This window comes from Mesorhizobium sp. WSM4935 (assembly GCF_029625735.1).
GTDB lineage: Bacteria > Pseudomonadota > Alphaproteobacteria > Rhizobiales > Rhizobiaceae > Mesorhizobium.
In genome coordinates this window covers 311,122-332,858 of record NZ_JARTVR010000001.1, presented here as the reverse complement: position 1 = coordinate 332,858, position 21,737 = coordinate 311,122, and the positions used below count along the sequence as shown (strand labels likewise).

Here is a 21,737-nt window from a genome sequence, read left to right as displayed (position 1 = left end):
TCCTTTGCTCAAATCGTGGAAAAAACGAGTAGTTTTTTCTGCTCACGACATTGTTAACGACGGCGATTTTTTATTGATCGGCCGCCTGTCGAAATGGCGAAGCGAGACATGCCTGCCCCGGATCGCCTCGCCGCCCAGCCATGATGCGGGAGGCGACCGAAGTACGGGATTTCGACGGCAGATCTTTCCCCGCATTGCCGCTGGGGCAAGACTTGCACGGTCGCGGATAGAGGCAATACATAGATGATGGGCGGGATTTCCCGGAAAATCCGGACCGGCGTGGAGGACGCTTCTTTCAGAGGCGGCGCCCAGATCGAAGGCGACAGGGAGAGACAGGTGGCAAAAGCAGCCAAGACGACAGCCCCGGCGAAAGCAAAGGCCAAGGCCGCCGCCGAAAGCGATGCGCCCAAGGCTGCGAAGGCAGCGCCTGCCAAGGCAGCCTCAAAGCCGGCCACTGCCAATCCCGCGGCGGCAAAGACCAGGGCCCCAACCGCGAAAGTGGGCAAGCCGGAACCCGCAAAAGCGGAGACCGCCAAGCCGGCCGCAGCCAGGCTCGCCTCGAAGGGCTTGCCGAAGGAGATCACCGAGCTCACCGTCGGCCTGCCGGAAAAGCCATGGCTGAAAAGCTATCCGAAGAACATGCCGGCCGAGATCGGCGCCCTGCCCTACAAGTCCATCGGTGAGTTCCTTGTCGGCGCCTGCAAGCAATTCGCCGGACAGCCGGCCTTCGTGTGCATGGGCAAGTCGATCACTTATGCCGAGCTCGAGCGGCTCTCGGCCGCGTTCGGCGCGTACCTGCAAGCGAGGGGCCTGGAGAAGGGCGCGCGCGTGGCGCTGATGATGCCGAACGTGCTGCAATATCCGGTGGCGATGATGGGCATACTGCGCGCCGGCTACACGGTGGTGAACGTCAACCCGCTCTACACACCGCGCGAACTGGAACACCAGCTGAAGGATTCCGGCGCGCAGGCGATCGTCATTCTCGAGAACTTCGCCGGCACGCTGCAGGCGGTGATTGCCAGGACGCCGGTCAAGCATGTGATCGTCGCCGCCATGGGCGACATGCTGGGCGGCCTCAAGGGCGCCATCGTCAACCTCGTCGTGCGGCGGGTGAAGAAGATGGTTCCGGCATGGTCGCTGCCCGGCCACGTCAAGTTCAACGCCGTGCTCAAGACCGGCGCGACCATCGCCTTCAAGCCGCCCACGGTCTCCGGCGACGACATCGCCTTCCTGCAATATACGGGCGGCACCACCGGTGTCTCGAAGGGCGCTGTGCTGTTGCATCGCAACGTGCTTTCGAACGTTGCGCAGAACTCGCTGTGGGTGGAGGACGCCTACACGGTGAAGCCCAAGCCGGCGCATCTCAACTTCATCTGCGCGCTGCCGCTCTATCACATTTTCGCGCTGACGGTGAACGCGCTGATGGGCATGCAGCAGGGCGCGCAGAACGTGCTGATCCCCAACCCGCGCGACATCCCGGGCTTCGTCAAGGAACTGGCGAAATACCCGATGCACATCTTTCCCGGCCTCAACACGCTGTTCAACGCGCTGCTCAACAATGAGGAGTTCCGCAAGCTGGATTTCAAACCGCTGGTCCTGACGCTGGGCGGCGGCATGGCGGTGCAGAAAGGTGTGGCCGAGCGCTGGAAAGCGCTGACCGGCTGCCCGGTGAGCGAAGGCTACGGACTGTCCGAAACCTCACCGGTTGCGACCGCCAACAAGTTCAGCTCGGCCGATTTCACCGGCACGATCGGCCTGCCGCTGCCTTCGACCGAAATCGCCATACGCGACGACGACGGCAACAACGTGCCGCTCGGCGAAGTGGGCGAGATCTGCATCCGCGGCCCGCAGGTGATGGCCGGCTATTGGAACCGGCCCGACGAGACCGCCAAGGCGATGACCAAGGACGGCTTCTTCAAATCCGGCGACATGGGCTTCATGGACGAGCGCGGCTACACCAAGATCGTGGACCGCAAGAAGGACATGATCCTGGTCTCCGGCTTCAACGTCTATCCGAACGAACTGGAAGAGGTGGTGGCGCATCACCCGGGCGTGCTGGAAGTGGCGGCCATCGGCGTGCCGGACGAGCATTCCGGCGAAGTGCCTAAATTGTTCGTGGTCAAGAAGGACGCGGCGCTCACCGTCGAAGTCCTGATGGCCTACTGCCGCGAGCACCTGACCGGCTACAAGCGGCCGCGATATATCGAGTTCCGCACCGAGCTGCCGAAGACACCGGTCGGCAAGATCCTGCGGCGGGCGTTGCGGGACCAGGCTTGAGCGATCATTTCGCCGGCAAGACATGGTCACGCAGCAGGCGGCTCGATCCGGCGGACTTCATCAAGACGAACATGCGGCTGGCGCCGGCGCCGTCAGTGCCGGAGGTCCAGCTCTATCAGGCTCATCCCGGCAGCGGACTGCGGCGGCTGCTCGAACCGGACGACGACAACGACGGAATTGAGGCCGAGCCGCAGCCGCCTTACTGGGCCTATGCCTGGGCCGGCGGCGCCGTGCTGGCCCGCTACATCCTGGACCGCCCTTCGATCGTCGCCGGCAAGCGGGTGCTCGATCTCGGCGCTGGCTCGGGACTGGTCGGGATCGCGGCGGCAAAAGCGGGGGCGCGCATGGTGATCGCGGCGGAGATCGACGGCAACGGCGTGGTGGCGCTCCGCCTCAATGCGGAAGCCAACGGCGTCGCCATCCAGATACGCGATGAGGACGTCACCGCCGGTCCGCCGCCGGCGGCCGACCTTGTGCTGGCGGGCGACATTTTCTACGCGCAGGATGTCGGACAGCGAATGGCACCGTTCCTCGACCGATGCCTCGGCGCCGGGATCGATGTGCTGGTCGGCGATCCCGGTCGCGCCTGGCTGCCCCGGTCGCGGCTCTGCCTGCTCGGCGAATACCACGTGCCGGATGTCGGCGGAAACGGTGGCAGCGAGCCCAGGCCCAGCGCGGTGTTCGCCTTTGTTCCGATAAAGGGCGGCTAAAAAGTCCAGCAATCGCCCCTCGCCTCACATCGGGGCGCGAAAGATCACGCAGCGCTTCCTTCCTTGGTTCCGCGGGGCGAAGTTCGGAACAAGAACCAGCTAAACCCGTTTTGCCAGTTCTAACAGATAGAGCGAAAAGACGGAGCGGTCATGGAAATCTACGACACAAGCCACCGTCGATTGAAAATCGGCGGCCACACAATATTCCTGCGGGAAGCAGGACCTCCCGATGCTCCGGTCCTTCTTTTGCCGCATGGCTACCCGTGCTCGTCTTACCAGTTCAGGCGCCTGATGCCGGGCCTGGCCGATCGCTGGCGGACAGTAGCATTCGACTGGCCTGGATTCGGCTACAGCGACACACCGGATCCCGCGGAGTTCGACTATGATTTCAATGCCTATGCCAGTGTTCTCGCTGACGTCGCCGACGCGCTATATTTGGAGCGTTATGCACTCTGGCTCCACGACTACGGTTCTCAGATCGGCCTTCGTCACGCGATAGCGCGTCCGGACAGGATCGCGGCGCTGATCATCCAGAACGGCGACATTTACGAGGACGCCCTCGGACCGAAATACGACACGATCAAAGCGTGGTGGGCGGACAAATCGGTCGAGAGACACCGTCCGCTCGAAGAAGCGGTGAGCGAGGAGGGATTCCGCAAGGAGTTCATCGGCGAGATCTCCGAGGAAGTCGCCAGCCGCGTTCCTCCTGATCTGTGGAAGCTGCATTGGCCGCTGATGAACACGAGTGTCCGGAAGGCGGTGTCGGTCCGGCTGATGGAAAAGCTTGAACAGAATATCGAATGGTTCCCGCGGTACCAATCCTATCTGCGCGAGCACCGACCGCCGACGCTGATCGTGTGGGGCCCGCAGGATGGCTACATGCCCGAACAGTCGGCGCTCGCCTATCGGCGCGATCTCCCGGATGCGGAACTCCACATCCTCGATGATGCCGGCCATTGGCTGTTGGAAACACATTTCGAGGAAGCTTTGCGTTTCGTGCGCGACTTCCTCTCGCGAACGCTGCCGTAAGACGGCTCCCTGCGAAATCTAGAACTCAGGAGACGAACATGGCCACAAAGCCAACCATCGCACGCATCTGGCGCGGCCGAACCCGTCGCGACGTCGCGAACAGCTACGAACCGTATCTGAAGGCAGAGGGTATTCCTCCGCTCCAGAAGGTGGCGCTCGGTGTCCAACTCTTTCGGGAGGATCGGGATGAGGAGACCTGGTTCACGACCACCTCCTACTGGCCTGACATCGAGGCCATGACCGCTTTCACCAAGGGCGACCCGATCAAAGTCCATCATCTCGACCGCGACGCCGAATTTCTGATCGAGTTGCCCGAGCGCATCGAGATCCACCGCATCCTGGTCGACGATCAGGATCTGCGCTGAGATCGCCCTATGAGCAATTTCGCGCTGTTCGGCCTTATGGCGCTGATCTGGGGGCTGACCTGGGCCGCCATCAAGATTGGCCTGGAGGCGGGCGTCCCCCCAATTCTTCTGGCGGGACTGCGCTATCTGCTAACTGCGGGAATCCTCGCATTTTGGACACATGGATCGTTTTCAGCCTTCACGGAAGGCCGGGCGGCACGAGTCATCGTGTCGGCCCTGCTGACGAATGCCGGAACCTATGGACTGTTGTTCTGGGGCATGCAAACGGTCCCGTCCGGCCTGTCCGGCCTGGTCAATCTCGCACTGGTTCCAGTGCTTCTGTTTGGCTTGGCAGTCGTGCTCGGAGAAGAGCGGCCAACCTGGCGGCACGGCCTGGCGCTGGCGCTCGGCTGCACAGGCCTCTTTGGCCTGTTCTGGACGCGTCTTACCGAGCAGGAATCCGGAAACGGGCTGGGGCTTGCCGCGATCGTAGCGGGCACGGCGTGCTACTGCGTGGGGAGTGTCGTCGCACGGCCGCTGATCGGCCCGATCAAACCTCTGACGCTCACGGCGATCCATGCCGTTCTCGGCGGCGCGGCCCTGATCGTCGTCTCGTTCCTTTTGGGCGAGGTTTCGGCGACGCCAGCAGCGACGATCGATGTCGTTCCGGCTGCGGCCAGCCTGTTGTTCCTCTCCCTGCTCGGAACCATCGTAGCCTATACGATCTATCTGCGCCTGCTTGAAAAATGGGGCACCGCACGTGCCGGGCTCTACGCCTTTATCTCGCCCATCGTTGCACTGGCCGTAGGCGTTTGGCTCTTCGGCGAAAAGGTCGGAGCGGCCGAGATCGGCGGCGCCGTGCTGTTGTTGGTAGCAGCAGGATTAGCGCTTTTTAGACGCGACCGCGCCGACCCAGCGAGGAATTGAAGGCCGTCGCCAATGTCATTTCCCCATCGTATCGCCGGCAATCTGGCCCTTGACTTCGCTAACACCGTCAGTCGGCGAGGCACCGCCCGGGAAGTCGACCATCTCGCGACGGCGGCGGACATCCTGGCGTGGTCGAGGCAAACCGGGCTGATCGATGATGATTTCGCTCTTCGTTCGACCGACCGCAAGGCTTTGGTCAAAGACGTTCTCGCCCTTCGCAGCGCTATAAACGACGCCGGCTCGGCAATCGCTCACGGCGGCGAACCTTCGGCTGCTGCGCTCGACACAATCCGAAAATATGCGGCCGAGGCACTTAGGACCGCCGCGCTCGGCGGGTCGCCGGTATCGTTGCATTTCCGAGGCGCCAACCGCATTATCGGGGCAATCGCATGGGCGGCCCTCGATTTGCTTCGCGACGACGAACTATCGCGTCTCAAACAATGCCCGCCGGATGATTGCCGCTGGCTTTTCATAGATCGCACGAAAAACGGTTCGCGACGGTGGTGCGACATGAGCAGCTGCGGCAATCGGGCCAAGAAGCAGTCGCATCTGACAATGCCGGATCTAGGCGTTTCACCGAGACGGTGAAATGCTCAATCTTCTTGTCTCTTAGGCAATTCCGGACGAAAACCGCGTCTCAGCTCTAACCCGCCGGCACGTTCACCCGTGCGGCAAGGAAGTCCGGCAGGTCGGCGACCGAATCCAGAACGACGTCCGCCATCGGCGCCAACGAGTCGCGCGTGCCGGTGCCGGAGAGCACGCCCACCGCCAGGCCGCAGCCGCCGGCGCGCGCCATCTCCAGGTCATGGCGATTGTCGCCAACCATGGCGATCTCGCCCGGCTTCAACCCAGTCAGGTCGCAGAAGGCGACGACCGTGTCGGGCGCCGGTTTGGAGTTCGCCACGGCGTCGTAGCCGAAAGCGGCATCGAAAAGCTGCGCGATGCCGAGCGTGGCGAGCGTCTTTTCAGCGCCGCTGGTCGAATCGTTGGTGGCAACGCCCATCCGATAGGAGCGGCTGTGCAAGGTCCGAAGCGACTCCACGATGCCCGGCAGCGCCACGGCCATGGCCGACCCTTGCGCCGAAGTGATCTCGTTGAAGCGGGAGACGGCCAGTAGCTGGTCCTCGTTGGACAGGCGCGGGAACCAGAGCTCGACGACATCCATGTTCGAGCCGGAGGCGAAGATCGAATCGGGCTTGAAGCGCTTGGTGGCGAAGTCGAAGCCGGCGGCGGCGAGCAGCCGGTCGGCTTTCCAGCGGTCGCCCTCGGCGGCGTCCATCGCCATGAAGTCGGCTATTCCGAGCCAGGTTGCGTTGAAGTCGACAAGCGTGCCGTCCTTGTCGAACAAGATCCCCTTGATATCCGCCAATCCTTTTACTCCACGCCACGCAATTGGTGGATATGAGCCACCAGTCCGGCAGTCGAGGCGTCGCGTTTTGCGGCAGTCTCCTTGCCTTCTACGACAGGCAGCAGACCCGTCGCCAGTTCCTTGCCGAGTTCGACGCCCCATTGGTCGAAGGAATTGATGTTGAACAGCGTGCCTTCGACGAAGACGCGATGCTCATAGAGCGCGATGATTCGGCCCAATGTGCGCGGATCGAGCTTGCGGTAGAGGATGGTGAGCGACGGACGGTTGCCTGAGAAGACGCGGTGCGGCGCGATGCGGTCGACATCGGCCGGCTTCATGCCCTTGGCCAGCAACTGCGCGCGCGCCTCTTCCAACGTGCGGCCCTTCATGAAGGCCTCCGACTGCGCCAGGCAGTTGGCGAGCAAGAGATCATGCTGGTGCTTCAGTTCGGGCTCGTGACCTATCGCCGCGGCGAGGAACTCGACGGGGATGAAGTCGGTGCCCTGATGCAAGAGCTGGAAGAAGGCATGCTGGCCGTTGGTGCCGGGCTCGCCCCAGACCAGCGGGCCGGTCGGCGTGGCGGCCGCGGTGCCGTCCAGCGTGACGCTCTTGCCGTTCGATTCCATGTCGAGCTGCTGCAGATAAGCGGGCAGGCGCGACAGGCGCTGGTCGTAAGGGATGACGGCGCGGGCCGGATATTTGCAGACGACGCGATGCCACCAACCGATCAGACCCAACAGTACCGGAAGGTTCTTTTGCATCGGAGCCGAGCGGAAATGGTCGTCCATCTCATGCGCGCCGTCGAGGAAGGCGCGGAAGTTGCGCGGGCCGACGGAAATCATCACCGGCAGGCCGATGGCGCTCCAGACCGAATAGCGGCCGCCGACCCAGTCCCAGAAGCCGAAGACGCGGTCCTTTTCGATGCCGAATTTCGCCACAAGGTCGAGCGCGGTCGAGACGGCGGCGAAGTGCTTGCCGACCGCCTCCTTGCCCAGCGCCTTCTGAACCCAGTCGCGCGCGGTCTCGGCATTCGTCATCGTCTCGACCGTGGTGAAGGTCTTGGAAGCGATGATGAACAAGGTCGTTTCCGCCGACAGGCCCTTCAGCGTGTCATGGATATGGGCGCCGTCGACGTTGGAGACGTAATGCGCGCGCGGCCCGTCATGATAGGGCGCTAGCGCCAGTGTTACCATCGCCGGGCCGAGGTCGGAGCCGCCGATGCCGATGTTGACGATGTCGGTGATCTTCTTGCCGGTGGCGCCGGCCGCCTTGCCGGAGCGGATGGCGTCGGCGAAGGCGCCCATGGCGTCGAGCACGGCGATCACATCGGCCTTGGTGTCCTGGCCGTCCACGATCACGCTCTTGCCGGTCAGGTTGCGCAGCGCGGTGTGCAGCACGGCGCGGTTCTCGGTGATGTTGATCTTCTTGCCTTCGAACATGGCGGCGCGGCGTCCCGCGAGATCGGCGGCATCCGCGAGCTTCTCCAGCATCGTCATCGTGTTCGCGTCGACGGCACATTTCGACCAGTCGAGCAGAAGATCGCCATCGGTGGCGGAGAATGTCTCGAAGCGCTTGGGATCGGCGGCGAAGGCCTCGCGCATCGAGCCCTTGGCCGCCGCGCGCTGGTCGCGCAAGGCGGCAAGTTGCTTGTCGAAGGATGGCTGGTCCACTGGCGGGCTCCTGGCGGGTTTTTAGACCATTTTAACAGGCCGGATGTTTCCGGCGCATGTCGGCGCGTCATTCTATTGAGCCGATTTCCATTTCGTTCAAGCGCGGCTTTGCCGCACTGCATCACGCTTTGATGAGGGGCGGTATTGGACGGTGAGGGTGCGGGAATATTAGCGTGCATCGCGCCGCGACGACGCTTCGCGTCGTGCTTAAATGCGGGGCGACGACGCTTCGCATCGCGTTTGGGTGTTGCCGCGACGATGCTTCGCATCGCGCTTCGACGCGGGCGACGATGCTTCGCATCGCGCCTTGATAGATCACTGGCATAAATCCCAGCGATCAGAAAAATTGATTGGCGCAACCCCTTATGCCACCCATACACTCCACTGGTCCAGCCAAGTGAAAACAGCTGGCCATCCGAGGAAGATTTCCCATGCCACAGCGCAATGACACGGCCATATGGTCCGGCCTGTTCCGGATTTCGGCTGAATCCGGCCAAACCCTCCAGGCGCAGATCCGCCAGGCGATCGTCGCGGCCATTCTCGACCGGCAGATCGCCGCCTCGATGCCGCTGCCGTCGTGCCGAATTCTCGCGGAAAAACTTGGCGTTGCCCGCGGCACGGTGGTGCTCGCCTTCCAGCAGCTGGTCGACCAGGGCTTCCTGGTGGCGCGCGAGCGGCGCGGCCATTTCGTCAATCCGGACGTGCTGGCCACTCCCGCCAAGCCGCACCAGAAGGCGCCGGACCAGCAGAACGAGATCGACTGGAAGGCGCGCCGGCAGATCGCCGCCAGCGACATGCCGCCGCCGGCCAAGCACGACAACTGGATCAAGTCCTCCTACCCGTTCGTCTACGGCCAGTTTGACCCGGCGCTGTTCCCGACCGCCGAATGGCGCGAATGCAACCGCATGGCGCTCGCCGTGCTCGAGATCCGCAACTGGGCGTCCGACATGGTGGATCGCGACGATCCGCTGCTGATCGAGCAAATCCAGGCCAGGCTTCTGCCGCGCCGCGGCATCTTCGCCAATCCGGACGAGATCATCGTGACGCTGGGCGCGCAGAACGCGCTCTATATGCTGGCTTCGCTTTTGATGACCAAGGGCTCGAAAGTGGCGATGGAAGACCCCGGCTATCCGGACGCCCGCTCGATCTTTCGGCTGGCCGGCGCCGATATCCAGCCGGTTCCGGTCGACCAGTCGGGCATCGTCACCTCGGCGATCCCCAGCGATTCCGGCTTCGTCTTCGTCACGCCGAGCCACCACTGCCCGACCATGGTGCCTTTGTCGGCGGAGCGGCGGCAGGATCTTCTGGCGCGTGCCAACCGCAACAACCAGATCATCATCGAGGACGGCTATGACAGCCAACTCCTCGACGAGGCGCCGCAGCAGGCGCTGAAGAGCCTCGACCGCTCGGGCCGCGTCATCTATGTCGGCTCGATGTCGAAGACGCTGGCTCCGGGCCTCCGGCTTGGCTACATCGTCGCCTCCGCGGGGCTAATCGCCGAGCTTCGCGCGCTGCGCCGCTTCATGCTGAGGCACCCGCCTGCGAACAACCAGCGCGCGGTGGCGCTGTTTTTGTCGCTCGGCCATCACGAGGCGCTGGTGCGCAGGCTTTCCGCCGCATTCGACGAGCGGCGCAAGCGTCTGGTCCATGCGATTTCCGCTTTCCTACCAGAGTGGCGCTCGACCGACTCGGCGGGTGGCACATCGCTCTGGCTGGAAGGGCCGCGCGGCACCGATTCACGCGGCCTGGCGGAAGCCGCCGCTTCGCGCAGCGTCATCATCGAACCCGGCGACCGATTCTTCGACCGCAGCGAAAAGCCCTCTCGTTTCATGCGCTTGGGCATCTCCTCGATCTCGCTGCAGCATATCGAGCCGGGTATCCGCGAACTCGCCACCGCCGCCGGACGCAGGCCGGCGGCCGCGTGATCGCCACAAACGTCCCGAAAAAGAGCCGGCCCTGGGCCGGCTCTTTTCGTTTTGACGCACTCCTGTTGCTTTAGGACCCTGGCATATTCGACGGAAATGACTGGCCCATAGGCTGCACCAATGCCGGCGGCATAGTCGGGGCCAGAAGGGGACGAGACAGCCGATGGTGGACCAACCGCCGCGGATCGCCTCGCAGATAAGACAAAGGTGGAGTGCTTCCATGTCAGTGGCTCTCGAGAAGCAGGAATCGTCGTCGGACCAGCGTTCGCGGCGGTCCGGCGGGCGCGAAGCGCGCCGCGCGATGCGCGCTGCGCCCTTGGCCGACGACATCCGTCCGGTGCGGGCGGGGCTTGAAGGTGGCAGCTATGGCCCATTGAGCCAGAACGACCGGGAACGCATCCACGAAGCGGTGCTGACGCTCCTGGAGACGGTCGGCTTCGCCAATGCCATTCCGTCCTGCATCGAAGCACTGACCCGGGTCGGCGCCACCTATGGCGACGACGGCCGCATCCGGTTGCCCCGCGCGCTCGTGCTGGACACGATCAAGAAGGCGGCGCGCAACTTCACCCTCTACGGCCAGGATCCGAAGCACGACATGCTGATCCAAGGCAAACGCGTGCATTTCGGCACGGCGGGCGCGGCGGTGCATCTGGTCGACGTCGAGAAGCGCGAATATCGCGAATCGCTGCTGCAGGATCTCTACGACGCCGCCCGTCTAGTCGACGGGCTGGACAACATCCATTTCTTCCAGCGCACCATGGTGCCGCGCGATATTCCCGACCCGCTCGATATGGATTTCAACACGCTCTATGCCTGCGTGATGGGGACGTCCAAGCATGTCGGCACCTCGTTCACCGTGCGCGAGAACGTCAAGCCGGCGCTGGAAATGCTCTATGCGATCGCCGGCGGCGAGGAGAATTTCCGGGCGCGGCCCTTCGTGTCGAACTCGAACTGCTTCGTCGTGCCGCCGATGAAGTTCGCCGAGGACGCCTGCGGTGTGCTGGAGGCCTGCGTCGAAGGCGGCATTCCGATCCTGCTTTTGTCGGCCGGCCAGGCGGGCGCCACGGCACCTGCCGCGATCGCCGGCGCCGTCGTGCAGGCGGTGGCCGAAGTGCTGATGGGCTTGGTCTATGTCAACGCCATCAAGCCCGGACATCCGGCGATCTTCGGCACCTGGCCGTTCGTCTCGGACCTCAGAACCGGCGCCATGTCCGGCGGCTCGGCCGAGCAGGCGGTGCTGACGGCGGCCTGCGCGCAGATGGCGCAATATTACGACCTGCCCGGCGGCTCGGCCGCCGGCATGTCGGACTCGAAGCTGCCCGACATCCAGGCCGGCTACGAGAAAGGCATCACCAATGTCATGGCAGGCTTGTCCGGCCTGAACCTGGTCTATGAATCGGCCGGTATGCATGCCTCGCTGCTCGGCTTCTGCCTCGAAAGCCTGATCATCGACAACGACATGCTCGGACACTGCCTGCGCTGCGTGCGCGGCGTCGAGGTGACCGACGACGCGCTGTCGATCGACACCATCGCCGATGTCTGCCTCAAGGGTCCCGGACACTATCTCGGCAACGATCAGACGCTGAAGCTGATGCAGACCGAGTATTTCTATCCCGCCGTCGGCGACCGTTTCTCGCCCAAGGAATGGAACGAAAAGGGCCGGCCCGACATCCTGTCGCGGGCTATCGCGGAGAAGAAGCGTGTGCTTGCCGAGCATTTCCCGCGCCATGTCTCGCGCATTCTCGACGACAAATTGCGCGCCCGCTTCGGCGAGATGATCAAATTGCCGCGCAGCAAGATGGGCGGCTAGGACACCTTGATATTTCGGTGAGGCCGGCCTCACCGTCTATCCAGGTCACTCGGCGCTCAGCCCGTAGCGCTCGACGACCTCGGGATTGACCAGCTTGGCGTGCAGCGTCATCAGCACAATCTGCGCGTCGAAACTGTCGCCGGTCTCCAGCGCCGCCTCGATGCGGCGCTCGACCTCCAAGGTCGGCTCGCGGCCATTGGCCTGCTCGAACACCTGTGGGCCGGCGACGCAATAGCCGCAAAGCTGCGCAACGGATCGATAGGCGCCCGTCGGCGGCTCATCCGGCCAGCGGTCCTTCATCAGATTGACGATGGTGAGCTTCACGCCCTCCGGCACCAGGGCCGGGTGCAGGTCGGCCGCACGCAATGCCTGGTCGAGCTGGCGCAAGTCGCCCGAGCGGCCGAACATGCCGAGAAAGCCGAGGGAAGAACGCCGTTTCGCCATGGTGGTCTCTTTCTTCGTGAAGCGCTGAGACCAGGCTTATCTGTGGGCGCTCGGAGCCGAAACAAGGGCATGAGTAAGGGCGGCCCGCTGTCCGCAAGCCGCCCTTCGATCGAGCCGAATAAGTTCAGTGATTGTCGCGCGGAACGCCGTTTGTATGGGCGACGTCCTGGTACTTCACCGCCGGCTTCAGCACCATGCCGGCCGAAAACTGGTCGACCATGCCGCGCTGGATCTCCTGCCATGGCGTCTGGTGCTTGGGGTAGTGATAGCCGCCATTGCCCTGCAGCGCGGCGCGCCGCCTGGCGATCTCCTCGTCGCTGACGAGGATATTGGCGGTGCCCTTCTTCAGGTCGATACGGACGCGATCGCCGGTCTTCAGCAGCGCCAGGCCGCCGCCGATCGCGGCTTCCGGCGAGGCGTTGAGGATCGACGGCGACCCGGAGGTGCCGGACTGGCGGCCGTCGCCGATGCAGGCCAACGAATGGATGCCCTTCTTGATGAGGTAAGCCGGCGGCTGCATGTTGACCACCTCCGCGCCGCCCGGATAGCCGACTGGACCGGCGCCACGCATGAACAGGATGGTGTGCTCGTCGATGCCCTGCGCCGGATCGTCGATGCGGGCGTGGTAATCCTCCGGCCCATCGAAAACCATGGCGTTGCCTTCGAAGGCCTCCGGATCGTTCGGATTGGAGAGATAGCGCTCGCGGAATTCCGGCGAGATGCCGCTGGTCTTCATAATAGCGGAATCGAACAGATTGCCCTTGAGATTAATAAAGCCGGCATTGGCCTTGAGCGGCTTGTCGGCGCTGCGAATAACGTCGTGATTCTCGTTGACCGCGTCACGGCAGTTGTCGCCGATCGACTTGCCATTGGCGGTGATCGCATCGGGATGCGGCAACAGCCCGGCCTTCATCAATTCGGCGACGACCGCCGGCACGCCGCCGGCATGGTGATAATCCTCGCCGAGATATTCGCCCGTCGGCTGCAGGTTGACGAGCAACGGCACGTTGAGGCCGATCTTCTGCCAGTCGTCATTGTCGAGCGGCACCCCAAGATGGCGGGCGATCGCATTGAGGTGGATCGGCGCGTTGGTCGAGCCGCCGATGGCCGAGTTGACGACGATGGCGTTCTCGAAGGCCTGACGCGTCATGATGTCGGACGGCTTCAGGTCTTCATGCACCATGTCGACGATGCGCTTGCCGGTCTCGTAGGCGATCTGGCCGCGCTCGCGATAGGGCGCGGGAATCGCGGCTGAGCCGGGCAGTTGCATGCCCAGCGCCTCGGCCAGCGAGTTCATCGTCGTGGCGGTGCCCATGGTGTTGCAATAGCCGGTCGACGGCGCCGAGGAGGCGACGATGTCCATGAACTCGTCATAGTCGATCTCGCCGGCCGACAGGCGCTGGCGCGATTCCCAGACGATGGTGCCGGAGCCGGTGCGCTTGCCGTGGTGCCAGCCATTGAGCATCGGGCCGACCGACAGCGCGATGGCCGGAATGTTGACGGTGGCCGCCGCCATCAGCAGCGCTGGCGTGGTCTTGTCGCAGCCGATGGTGAGCACGACGCCGTCGAGGGGATAGCCGTAAAGTACCTCGACCAGGCTGAGATAGGCGAGGTTGCGGTCGAGCGCCGCGGTCGGGCGCTTGCCGGTCTCCTGGATAGGGTGGCACGGGAACTCGAAGGGAATGCCGCCCATCGAGACGATGCCTTCGCGCACGCGCTTGGCGAGCTCGATGTGATGCCGGTTGCAGGGGGAGAGGTCGGAGCCGGTCTGGGCGATGCCGATCAGCGGCTTGCCCGACATCAGCTCGGCGCGCGTCAGTCCGTAGTTTAGGTAGCGCTCGAGATAGAGCGCCGTCATGCCCGGATTGTCGGGATTATCGAACCACTCCTGGGAGCGAAATTTCTTCTTCTTGGTGGGGGCGCCTGCCATGGTGGTCTCCGTATTTGTATGACAAATCGATATGACAACGCGCGAGCGCAAGCAAGAGGCAGGCGCTGCCGGAACCCGGACTTTGGTGCGATAGACTTGTTTCGGCCCGCGCGCTACGACCAATCGGCATCGGCAAAATCGGGGAGGTCTTGATGGCTTTGGTGATCGAAGGCGAGGAGCGGATCGCCGCACCCGTGGAAAAAGTGTGGGACGCCCTCAACGACCCGGAGATCCTGAAAGAAGCCATTCCCGGCTGCCAGAGCCTCGAGATGAATTCGGACACCGAGATGGCGGCGACCGTGGTGCTCAAGATCGGGCCGATCAAGGCGACCTTCAACGGAGCGGTGACGCTGAAGAACCTCATGCCGCCGCATTCCTATACCATCCAGGGCGAAGGTAAGGGCGGCATCGCCGGCTTTGCCAAGGGCGGCGCCGACGTGACGCTGACCGCCGACGGGCCGGACGGGACGGTCCTCAAATACGCCGCCAAGGCCGAGGTCGGCGGCAAGATCGCGCAGCTCGGCAGCCGTCTGATCGAATCGACGTCGAAAAAGCTCGCCGGGCAATTCTTCTCCACCTTCGGCGAAAAGGTGGGCGCCTGACCCTTCCCGTTGACGGGAGGGATCACTCGAACACGATGCTCGGCACCGCGGCTTCGGCCGCACCGCGCTCTTCCTGGACCCGGTCCCAGACCTTCGAGGCGATGTCGCGGTAGATTTTCGCCTCCGCACCCTCCGGCTTGGAGGCGACGACCGGCGCGCCGGTATCCGAGCTTTCGCGAATGCCCATTTCCAGCGGCACCTCGCCGAGGAAGGTGACGCCGAGGCGCTCGGCCTCCCGGCGCGCGCCGCCATGACCGAAAATGTCGTAGCGCTTGCCAGTGTCGGGAGCGAGGAAATAGCTCATGTTCTCGACGATGCCGAGCAGCGGCACGTCCACCTTCTTGAACATGTTGAGGCCTTTGCGCGCGTCGATCAGCGCCAAGTCCTGCGGCGTCGAGACGATGACGGCGCCCGCAAGCGGCACCTGCTGGGCCATGGTGAGCTGGGCGTCGCCGGTGCCGGGCGGCATGTCGACCACCAGCACGTCGAGCGGACCCCACTCGACCTCGCGCAGCATCTGCGTCAGCGCCGACATCACCATCGGGCCGCGCCAGATCATCGGCGTCTCCTCATCGACGAGGAAGCCCATCGACATCACCTTGAGGCCGTAATTCTGCATCGGCTTGAGGATCTTGCCGTCGACGGTCTGCGGCCGGCCGTGGATGTTGAGCAGCCTGGGCATCGACGGGCCGTAGATGTCGGCATCGAGCACGCCGACCTTCAGCCCGTTGGCGGCAAGGCCGAGCGCCAGGTTGACCGCGGTGGTCGACTTGCCGACGCCGCCCTTGCCGGAGGCGACCGCGATGATGGCATCGATGCCCGGCACGCCGCGCTTGCCGTGGCTCTGCGATGCGGCCGCGTGCGGCGCGGGGCGGTGCGGCGCCGGCTGCGGAGCGGCCGGGCGCGCCGGAACCGGCGCTTCCATGCCGCCGCCCTTCTTCTCCGCGGTCAGCGCGACGACGGCGCTGGCGACGCCGGGGATAGCCTTCACCGCGCGCTCGGCGGCGGCGCGCAATGGCTCCAGCTCCTGGGCACGGGCGGCGGGAACGGTGATCGAGAAGAAGACCTTGGAATCGGCTATGAAAATCTCCGAGACCATGCCGAGGTCGACGATGTTGCCGGTGAAGTCCGGCCCGTTCACCGTCTTCAGGCGCTCGATGACGAATTCCTTGGTGATGGACATGACATTTCCTCGGGGCTTTGGCGTTCCAGATAGTGCAGTTTGCCGGCAGAACCAAGCCGTGGCGCAATGGCCCGCCCGGCGTGCCCCGGAAAGCGACGGATGACGTCGGATTTGCATCGGGATTAGCCTGGTAATGGTCAAACGACCTGCCCGCGCTATCTCCACTGCCACCACGACAATCTGTGAAGGAGACCGTCATGCTGCAAAACAGCAATGCGACAGCCAATCTCGCGGTGAAGGACTTGAGCAAGGCCAAGGCGTTCTACGAAGGAACGCTCGGCCTCAAACAAGTAGACGACATGGGCGGCGAGTTGGTCGTCTACCAGAGCGGCGACACGCTCATCAACGTCTACCATTCGCAATTCGCCGGCACCAACAAGGCGACGGCGGTGACCTGGGCGGTCGGCGACCAGATCGGCCAAATCGTCAAATCATTGAAGTCGAAGGGCGTCACTTTCGAGCATTACGACATGCCCGGGCTGTCGCTCGAGGGCGACCTCCATGTCGGTTACGGCATGAAGGTCGCCTGGTTCAAGGATCCCGACGGCAATATCCTGAACCTCACGGGCGAATAGCGCAGCGCCCCGATCCGGGCCGCCTCATGCGGCCAGTCGCGTCGCGACATAGGTCAATGCCGAAATTGCCGCCGTCGCCGGCAAGGTGATCACCCAAGCGACGACGATGTTGCCGGCGATACCCCAGCGCACGGCGGAGACGCGACGAGCGGCGCCGACGCCGATGATGGCGCCGGTGATGGTGTGCGTCGTCGAGACCGGGACACCGAGCCAGGTGGCGGCGAACAGCGTGATGGCGCCGCCGGTCTCGGCGCAGAAACCCTGCATGGGGTTCAGCCGCGTGATCTTCGATCCCATGGTGTGGACGATGCGCCAGCCGCCGAACAGCGTGCCCAGAGCCAGCGCCGACTGACAGGTGAGGACCACCCATAGCGGCACGTGGAAAGTCGGGCCGAGCACACCTTGCGAATAGAGCAGCACGGCGATTATGCCCATGGTTTTCTGCGCGTCGTTGCCGCCATGCCCAAGCGAATAGAGCGAGGCGGAAAAGAACTGCAGGAGACGAAACGTATTGTCGACCGCGAACGGCGTCTGGCGCACGAACAGCCAGGAGACGATGGCCACAAGGACGAGCGCCAGCACGAACCCGGTCGCCGGCGAGAGCACGATGGCCGCGACCGTCTTGCCGAGCCCAGACCAGACGATGGCGCCGGTTCCGGCCTTGGCGACGCCCGCGCCGACCAACCCGCCGATCAGCGCGTGCGAGCTGCTCGACGGAATGCCGGCGACCCAAGTGACGATGTTCCAGACGATGGCCCCGACGAGCGCGGCAAAGATCACCGCCGGTGTGACGATGCTGGCGTCGACGATGCCTTTTCCCACCGTCTCGGCGACATGCAGGCCGAAGAACAGGAAGGCAATGAAATTGAAGAATGCGGCCCAGAACACCGCGTAATACGGCCTGAGCACACGGGTGGAGACGATGGTCGCGATCGAGTTGGCGGCATCGTGCAGGCCGTTGAGGAAATCGAAGAACAGCGCCACGGCGACGAGGCCGACCAGCAGGGGAAAAGCGATCGCGGCTTCCATCGCCTAAACGTTCTCGATGACGATGCCGCTGATCTCGTTGGCGACATCCTCGAAGCGGTCGACCACCTTCTCCAACTGGCCATAAATCTCCGAGCCGATCATATAAGCCATGGCGTCGCCGCGGCCGTGACGCCTGAACAGATCCTTCAGGCCTTGCTCGTGCAGGTCGTCGGCACGACCCTCGACGCGCATCACCTCCTCGGCGATGGCATTGAGGCGCGCTGCGTTGGCGCCGACTTTGCTCAGCAGCGGGATCGCCTCCGCGACCAATCGGGCAGCCTGGACGATGACGCCGCCCATTTCCCGCATCAACGGGTCGAAGTCCTTGACCTCGAATAATTTCACCGTCTTGACGGTCTTGTGCATCATATCGATGGCATCATCCATCGACTGGATCAGATCCTTGATGTCGCCGCGGTCGAAGGGGGTGATGAAGGAGCGCCTGACGGCAAGCAGGACCTCGGCTGTGATGCCGTCGGCCTCGTTTTCGAGATCGACGATCTTCTGGCACCAGCGGTCGATGTCCTTGCCCTGCAAAAGCTGCTCGAGAGCCTCGGCGCCACCGACCACGGTGCGCGAATGCCGCTCGAACAGATCGAAGAAGCGATCCTCGCGCGGCAACAGCTTGCGAAACCAGCCCAGCATGTCGTCCTCCTCAGTCCGCGCCCTACCCCACATAGCGCCCCGCGCGGCGCGGGAAAACAGATAGCCGGCTCAAAAGTGTGGACGAGGTCCGATTGCGCGTGCGTCTTGCGGAGCGATGCGATTTCCCCGACCTTGGGCCGAACGCTGCGGATCGGATGGCATGATCGACAAGCTGGAATTCTTCATCGCTTTGGCCAAGGAGGAGCATTTCGGCCGGGCCGCGGAAGTGTGCGGCGTCACGCAGCCGACTCTATCGGCCGGCATCAAGCAGCTCGAAGAGCAGCTCGGCGTCATGCTGGTGCTGCGCGGTTCCCGCTTCCAGGGCCTGACGCCGGAAGGCAAGCAAGTGCTGGGCTGGGCGCGCCGCATCGTGGGCGATACAAGGACCATGCGCGAGGAGATGCGGGCGGCGCGTCACGGTCTGTCCGGACGCATCCGCATCGCGGCAATCCCGACGGCGCTTGCCATGGTGGCGCGGCTGACGACGCCGTTCCGGGAAAAGCATCCGGGCGTCACCTTCTCGGTGCTGTCGCGCACCTCGATCGAAGTGCTGTCGCTGCTCGGCAATTTCGATGTCGATGCCGGCATCACCTATCTCGATAACGAGCCGCTCGGACGCGTGACCAGCGTGCCGCTCTATGACGAGCGCTACCAGCTCATCACCGCGGTCGGGAACCCCTATTCCGACCGCGACAAAGTGACTTGGTCCGAGATCAGCCAGCTGCCGCTCTGTCTTCTCACGCCGGATATGCAGAACCGCCGCATCATCGACCAACACCTTGCGGAAGCCGGCGTGCAGGTACGGCCGACGCTGGAATCCAATTCGATGATCGTGCTGTTCTCGCATATCAGGACCGGCAAATGGTCGTCGATCATGCCGCTCAACCTTGCGGAAACATTTGGCTTTTCCGAACCGATCAGGGCGATACCGATCGTCGAGCCGGATGCCAGCCATACGGTCGGGCTGGTGGCGGCGCCGCGCGAGCCGCACACGCCGCTGGTGCAGGCGCTTCTGGACGAGGCGATGGCGCTGGCGGACGATTTCCGCGCCCACCGGTAGGTTAGAGAATGCGGGCCGCCGGCTCTTGATAGAAAATTTCTATCAAGCAACGGGAGCGCTTTATTGATCTCGGGGGTTTCCTCTGATTTCGTAAGGACTTAGCGATATTGCGTCCACGCATGTCGTCGCCTCAAAATCGCTAAGCGTTTGGGCGACATATGGTTGGATGCCACGACCCAGGGAGGGCGCTGCGTGACCATGCAGGCCGCAAGTACCGAGATAGCGTCGCGCACGGCGGCGGTCATTGACGAGATGAAGGGCCTCGAGGGCCCGCTGCTGCCGATCCTGCACAGCATACAGGAAGAGTTCGGGCACGTTCCGAAGGACGCTCTGCCGGTGATCGCCGACGGGCTGAACCTCTCCCGTGCCGAAGTGCACGGCGTGGTCAGCTTCTATCACGATTTCCGCGCCCAGCCCGCAGGACGGCATGTGCTGAAGCTCTGCCAGGCGGAAGCCTGCCAGTCGATGGGCTCGGAGGCGGTCGCCGCCAAGGTCAAGCGGTTGCTCGGCATCGATTTCCACGAGACCGCGCGCGACGGATCGGTTACACTGGAGCCGGTCTATTGCCTCGGGCTTTGCGCCTGCTCGCCGTCGGCAATGCTCGACGGCGAAGTCATCGGCCGGCTCGATGACGAGAAGATCGAAGAGATCGTCGCGGAGGTGCGTTCATGATCCCGCGCATCTATATCCCGGCAGATTCCGGCGCGCTGGCGCTCGGCGCCGAAAAGGTCGCCAAAGCGATCGAAAAGGAGCTCAAGGAACGCGGCGTCGAAGCCAAGATCGTGCGCAACGGTTCGCGCGGCGCTTATTTCCTGGAGCCGATGGTGGAAGTGGCTACCGACACGGGCCGCATCGCCTACGGGCCGGTAAAGCCGTCCGACGTCAAGAGCCTGTTCGACAGCGGCTTTCTTACCGGCGGCCACCACAAGCGCTGGCTGGGCTCGCCCGACAAGATCCCCTTCTTCGCCAAGCAGACGCGGCTGACCTTCGCGCGCTGCGGCGTCATCGATCCACTGTCGCTCGACAGCTACAAATCGCATGGCGGCCTGAACGGCCTGCAGAATGCAGTGGCGATGGCGCCCGCGGACATCGTGAAGCAGGTGACCGAATCCGGCCTGCGCGGCCGCGGCGGCGCTGGTTTCCCGACGGGCATCAAGTGGAAGACGGTGCTGGATACGGCGGGCTCGCAGAAATACATCGTCTGCAACGCCGACGAGGGCGACAGCGCCACTTTCGCCGACCGCATGATCATGGAAGGCGATCCCTTCGTGCTGATCGAAGGCATGGCGATCGCCGGCATCGCCACAGGCGCCACCAAAGGCTTCGTCTATATCCGCTCGGAATATCCGCATGCGGTGGCGACGATGAACAAGGCGGTCGCGATCGCGCGCAAGGCGGGCGTGCTCGGCCTCAACGTGCTGGGTTCGCCCAACGCCTTCGACATGGAGATCCGCGTCGGCGCCGGCGCCTATGTCTGCGGCGAGGAAACCTCGCTCTTGAACAGCCTCGAAGGCAAGCGCGGCGTGGTGCGCGCCAAGCCGCCCCTGCCGGCCATTCAAGGGTTGTTCGGCAAGCCGACGGTGATCAACAATGTGATCAGCCTGGCCTCCGTGCCTGTCATCATGGACAAGGGCGCCGCCTACTACAAGGATTTCGGGATGGGCCGCTCGCGCGGCACGATCCCGATCCAGATCGCCGGCAACGTCAAGCATGGCGGCCTGTTCGAGACGGCCTTCGGTCTGACGCTCGGCGAAATCGTCGACGAGATCGGCGGCGGCACGGCTTCGGGACGCCCGGTGAAGGCGGTGCAGGTCGGCGGGCCGCTCGGCGCCTATTTCCCGCGCGCGCTCTTCGACACGCCCTTCGACTACGAGGAATTCGCCAAGCGCGACGGACTGATCGGCCATGCCGGCATAACCGTGTTCGACGACAGCGCCGACATGATGAAGCAGGCGCGCTTCGCCATGGAGTTCTGCGCCATCGAAAGCTGCGGCAAGTGCACGCCGTGCCGTATCGGCTCGACGCGCGGCGTTGAGGTTCTGGACAAGGTCGCCGCCGGAATCGAGGCGGAGAAGAACCTCGCGCTGGTCACCGATCTCTGCAACACAATGAAGTTCGGATCGCTCTGCGCGCTGGGCGGCTTCACGCCCTATCCGGTGATGAGCTCGATCACGCATTTCCCCGAGGATTTCAAGCCTGCGCCGGCGCGCGTGGCGGCTGAATAGGAGC

Annotated in this window: 20 protein-coding genes; 13 read left to right on the top strand and 7 right to left on the bottom strand. The window is 63.9% G+C overall.

The features are described from left to right. The first annotated feature begins 336 nt into the window (after window positions 1-336). From P9273_RS01550 to P9273_RS01525, 6 genes are all read left to right on the top strand, one after another. Entirely contained in the window at window positions 337-2,277 is a 1,941-nt protein-coding gene (locus P9273_RS01550; RefSeq protein WP_278047327.1) for a long-chain fatty acid--CoA ligase, read from the top strand. Further along, entirely contained in the window at window positions 2,274-2,987 is a 714-nt protein-coding gene (locus tag P9273_RS01545; protein WP_278047326.1) for a class I SAM-dependent methyltransferase, read from the top strand. Before P9273_RS01550 ends, P9273_RS01545 begins: the two co-directional genes overlap by 4 nt. Window positions 2,988-3,137: 150 nt before the next feature. Continuing rightward, entirely contained in the window at window positions 3,138-4,016 is an 879-nt protein-coding gene (locus P9273_RS01540; RefSeq protein WP_278047325.1) for an alpha/beta fold hydrolase, read from the top strand. Window positions 4,017-4,054: 38 nt separating this feature from the next. Further along, on the top strand, window positions 4,055-4,381 hold the full coding sequence (locus P9273_RS01535; protein ID WP_278047324.1) for a hypothetical protein: 327 nt from the start codon (window positions 4,055-4,057) through the stop codon (window positions 4,379-4,381). A 9-nt stretch (window positions 4,382-4,390) separates the two neighbouring features. Then, the gene (locus P9273_RS01530; RefSeq protein WP_278047323.1) at window positions 4,391-5,287 is read left to right on the top strand and encodes a DMT family transporter; all 897 of its coding nucleotides are present in this window, start codon (window positions 4,391-4,393) and stop codon (window positions 5,285-5,287) included. Window positions 5,288-5,299: 12 nt separating this feature from the next. Further along, window positions 5,300-5,875 carry a CGNR zinc finger domain-containing protein gene (locus P9273_RS01525; RefSeq protein WP_278047322.1) on the top strand — a complete coding sequence of 192 codons (576 nt, stop codon included), beginning with the start codon at window positions 5,300-5,302 and terminating at the stop codon, window positions 5,873-5,875. Between the two features lie 55 nt (window positions 5,876-5,930). Here P9273_RS01525 and P9273_RS01520 read toward each other — a convergent pair whose 3' ends face one another. After that, a complete protein-coding gene (locus tag P9273_RS01520) occupies window positions 5,931-6,656 on the bottom strand; it encodes an HAD family hydrolase (RefSeq protein ID WP_040993856.1) in 726 nt (241 codons plus the stop codon). 5 nt (window positions 6,657-6,661) lie between these two features. Then, window positions 6,662-8,305 (bottom strand): glucose-6-phosphate isomerase, encoded by a 1,644-nt coding sequence (gene pgi, locus P9273_RS01515; RefSeq protein ID WP_278047321.1) that lies wholly within the window; start codon window positions 8,303-8,305, stop codon window positions 6,662-6,664. Window positions 8,306-8,736: 431 nt separating this feature from the next. Between pgi and pdxR the strand changes: the two genes are divergently transcribed. Both pdxR and P9273_RS01505 read left to right on the top strand, forming a co-directional pair. After that, a complete protein-coding gene (gene pdxR / locus P9273_RS01510; RefSeq protein WP_040993852.1) occupies window positions 8,737-10,230 on the top strand; it encodes a MocR-like pyridoxine biosynthesis transcription factor PdxR in 1,494 nt (497 codons plus the stop codon). A gap of 220 nt (window positions 10,231-10,450) precedes the next feature. Further along, a complete protein-coding gene (locus P9273_RS01505) occupies window positions 10,451-12,040 on the top strand; it encodes a trimethylamine methyltransferase family protein (protein ID WP_278047320.1) in 1,590 nt (529 codons plus the stop codon). 45 nt (window positions 12,041-12,085) lie between these two features. Here the strand turns inward: P9273_RS01505 and P9273_RS01500 are convergent, their stop codons facing one another. Further along, a complete protein-coding gene (locus P9273_RS01500) occupies window positions 12,086-12,484 on the bottom strand; it encodes a hypothetical protein (protein WP_278047319.1) in 399 nt (132 codons plus the stop codon). Between the two features lie 124 nt (window positions 12,485-12,608). Then, window positions 12,609-14,414 (bottom strand): IlvD/Edd family dehydratase, encoded by a 1,806-nt coding sequence (locus P9273_RS01495; protein ID WP_278047318.1) that lies wholly within the window; start codon window positions 14,412-14,414, stop codon window positions 12,609-12,611. A gap of 152 nt (window positions 14,415-14,566) precedes the next feature. On the opposite strand from P9273_RS01495, the gene P9273_RS01490 reads away from it, so the two are divergent. Beyond that, on the top strand, window positions 14,567-15,016 hold the full coding sequence (locus P9273_RS01490) for an SRPBCC family protein (protein WP_278047317.1): 450 nt from the start codon (window positions 14,567-14,569) through the stop codon (window positions 15,014-15,016). A gap of 22 nt (window positions 15,017-15,038) precedes the next feature. Here P9273_RS01490 and P9273_RS01485 read toward each other — a convergent pair whose 3' ends face one another. Next, on the bottom strand, window positions 15,039-16,199 hold the full coding sequence (locus P9273_RS01485; protein WP_278047316.1) for an Mrp/NBP35 family ATP-binding protein: 1,161 nt from the start codon (window positions 16,197-16,199) through the stop codon (window positions 15,039-15,041). A 197-nt stretch (window positions 16,200-16,396) separates the two neighbouring features. Between P9273_RS01485 and P9273_RS01480 the strand changes: the two genes are divergently transcribed. Further along, window positions 16,397-16,774, top strand: coding sequence for a VOC family protein (locus tag P9273_RS01480; RefSeq protein WP_278047315.1), 378 nt, complete (start codon window positions 16,397-16,399; stop codon window positions 16,772-16,774). Window positions 16,775-16,798: 24 nt separating this feature from the next. Here P9273_RS01480 and P9273_RS01475 read toward each other — a convergent pair whose 3' ends face one another. Together P9273_RS01475 and P9273_RS01470 are read right to left on the bottom strand one after the other, a co-directional pair. After that, window positions 16,799-17,803 (bottom strand): inorganic phosphate transporter, encoded by a 1,005-nt coding sequence (locus P9273_RS01475; RefSeq protein WP_278047314.1) that lies wholly within the window; start codon window positions 17,801-17,803, stop codon window positions 16,799-16,801. Window positions 17,804-17,806: 3 nt separating this feature from the next. Further along, entirely contained in the window at window positions 17,807-18,448 is a 642-nt protein-coding gene (locus P9273_RS01470) for a DUF47 domain-containing protein (protein ID WP_278047313.1), read from the bottom strand. A 160-nt stretch (window positions 18,449-18,608) separates the two neighbouring features. Between P9273_RS01470 and P9273_RS01465 the strand changes: the two genes are divergently transcribed. From P9273_RS01465 to P9273_RS01455, 3 genes are all read left to right on the top strand, one after another. Further along, the gene (locus tag P9273_RS01465) at window positions 18,609-19,508 is read left to right on the top strand and encodes a LysR family transcriptional regulator (protein ID WP_278047312.1); all 900 of its coding nucleotides are present in this window, start codon (window positions 18,609-18,611) and stop codon (window positions 19,506-19,508) included. A 192-nt stretch (window positions 19,509-19,700) separates the two neighbouring features. Continuing rightward, window positions 19,701-20,180 (top strand): formate dehydrogenase subunit gamma, encoded by a 480-nt coding sequence (locus tag P9273_RS01460; protein ID WP_278047311.1) that lies wholly within the window; start codon window positions 19,701-19,703, stop codon window positions 20,178-20,180. Further along, window positions 20,177-21,733, top strand: a complete 1,557-nt coding sequence (locus P9273_RS01455; protein ID WP_278047310.1) for a formate dehydrogenase beta subunit — start codon at window positions 20,177-20,179, stop codon at window positions 21,731-21,733. The genes P9273_RS01460 and P9273_RS01455 overlap by 4 nt, the downstream gene beginning before the upstream one ends. Window positions 21,734-21,737: the final 4 nt, after the last annotated feature.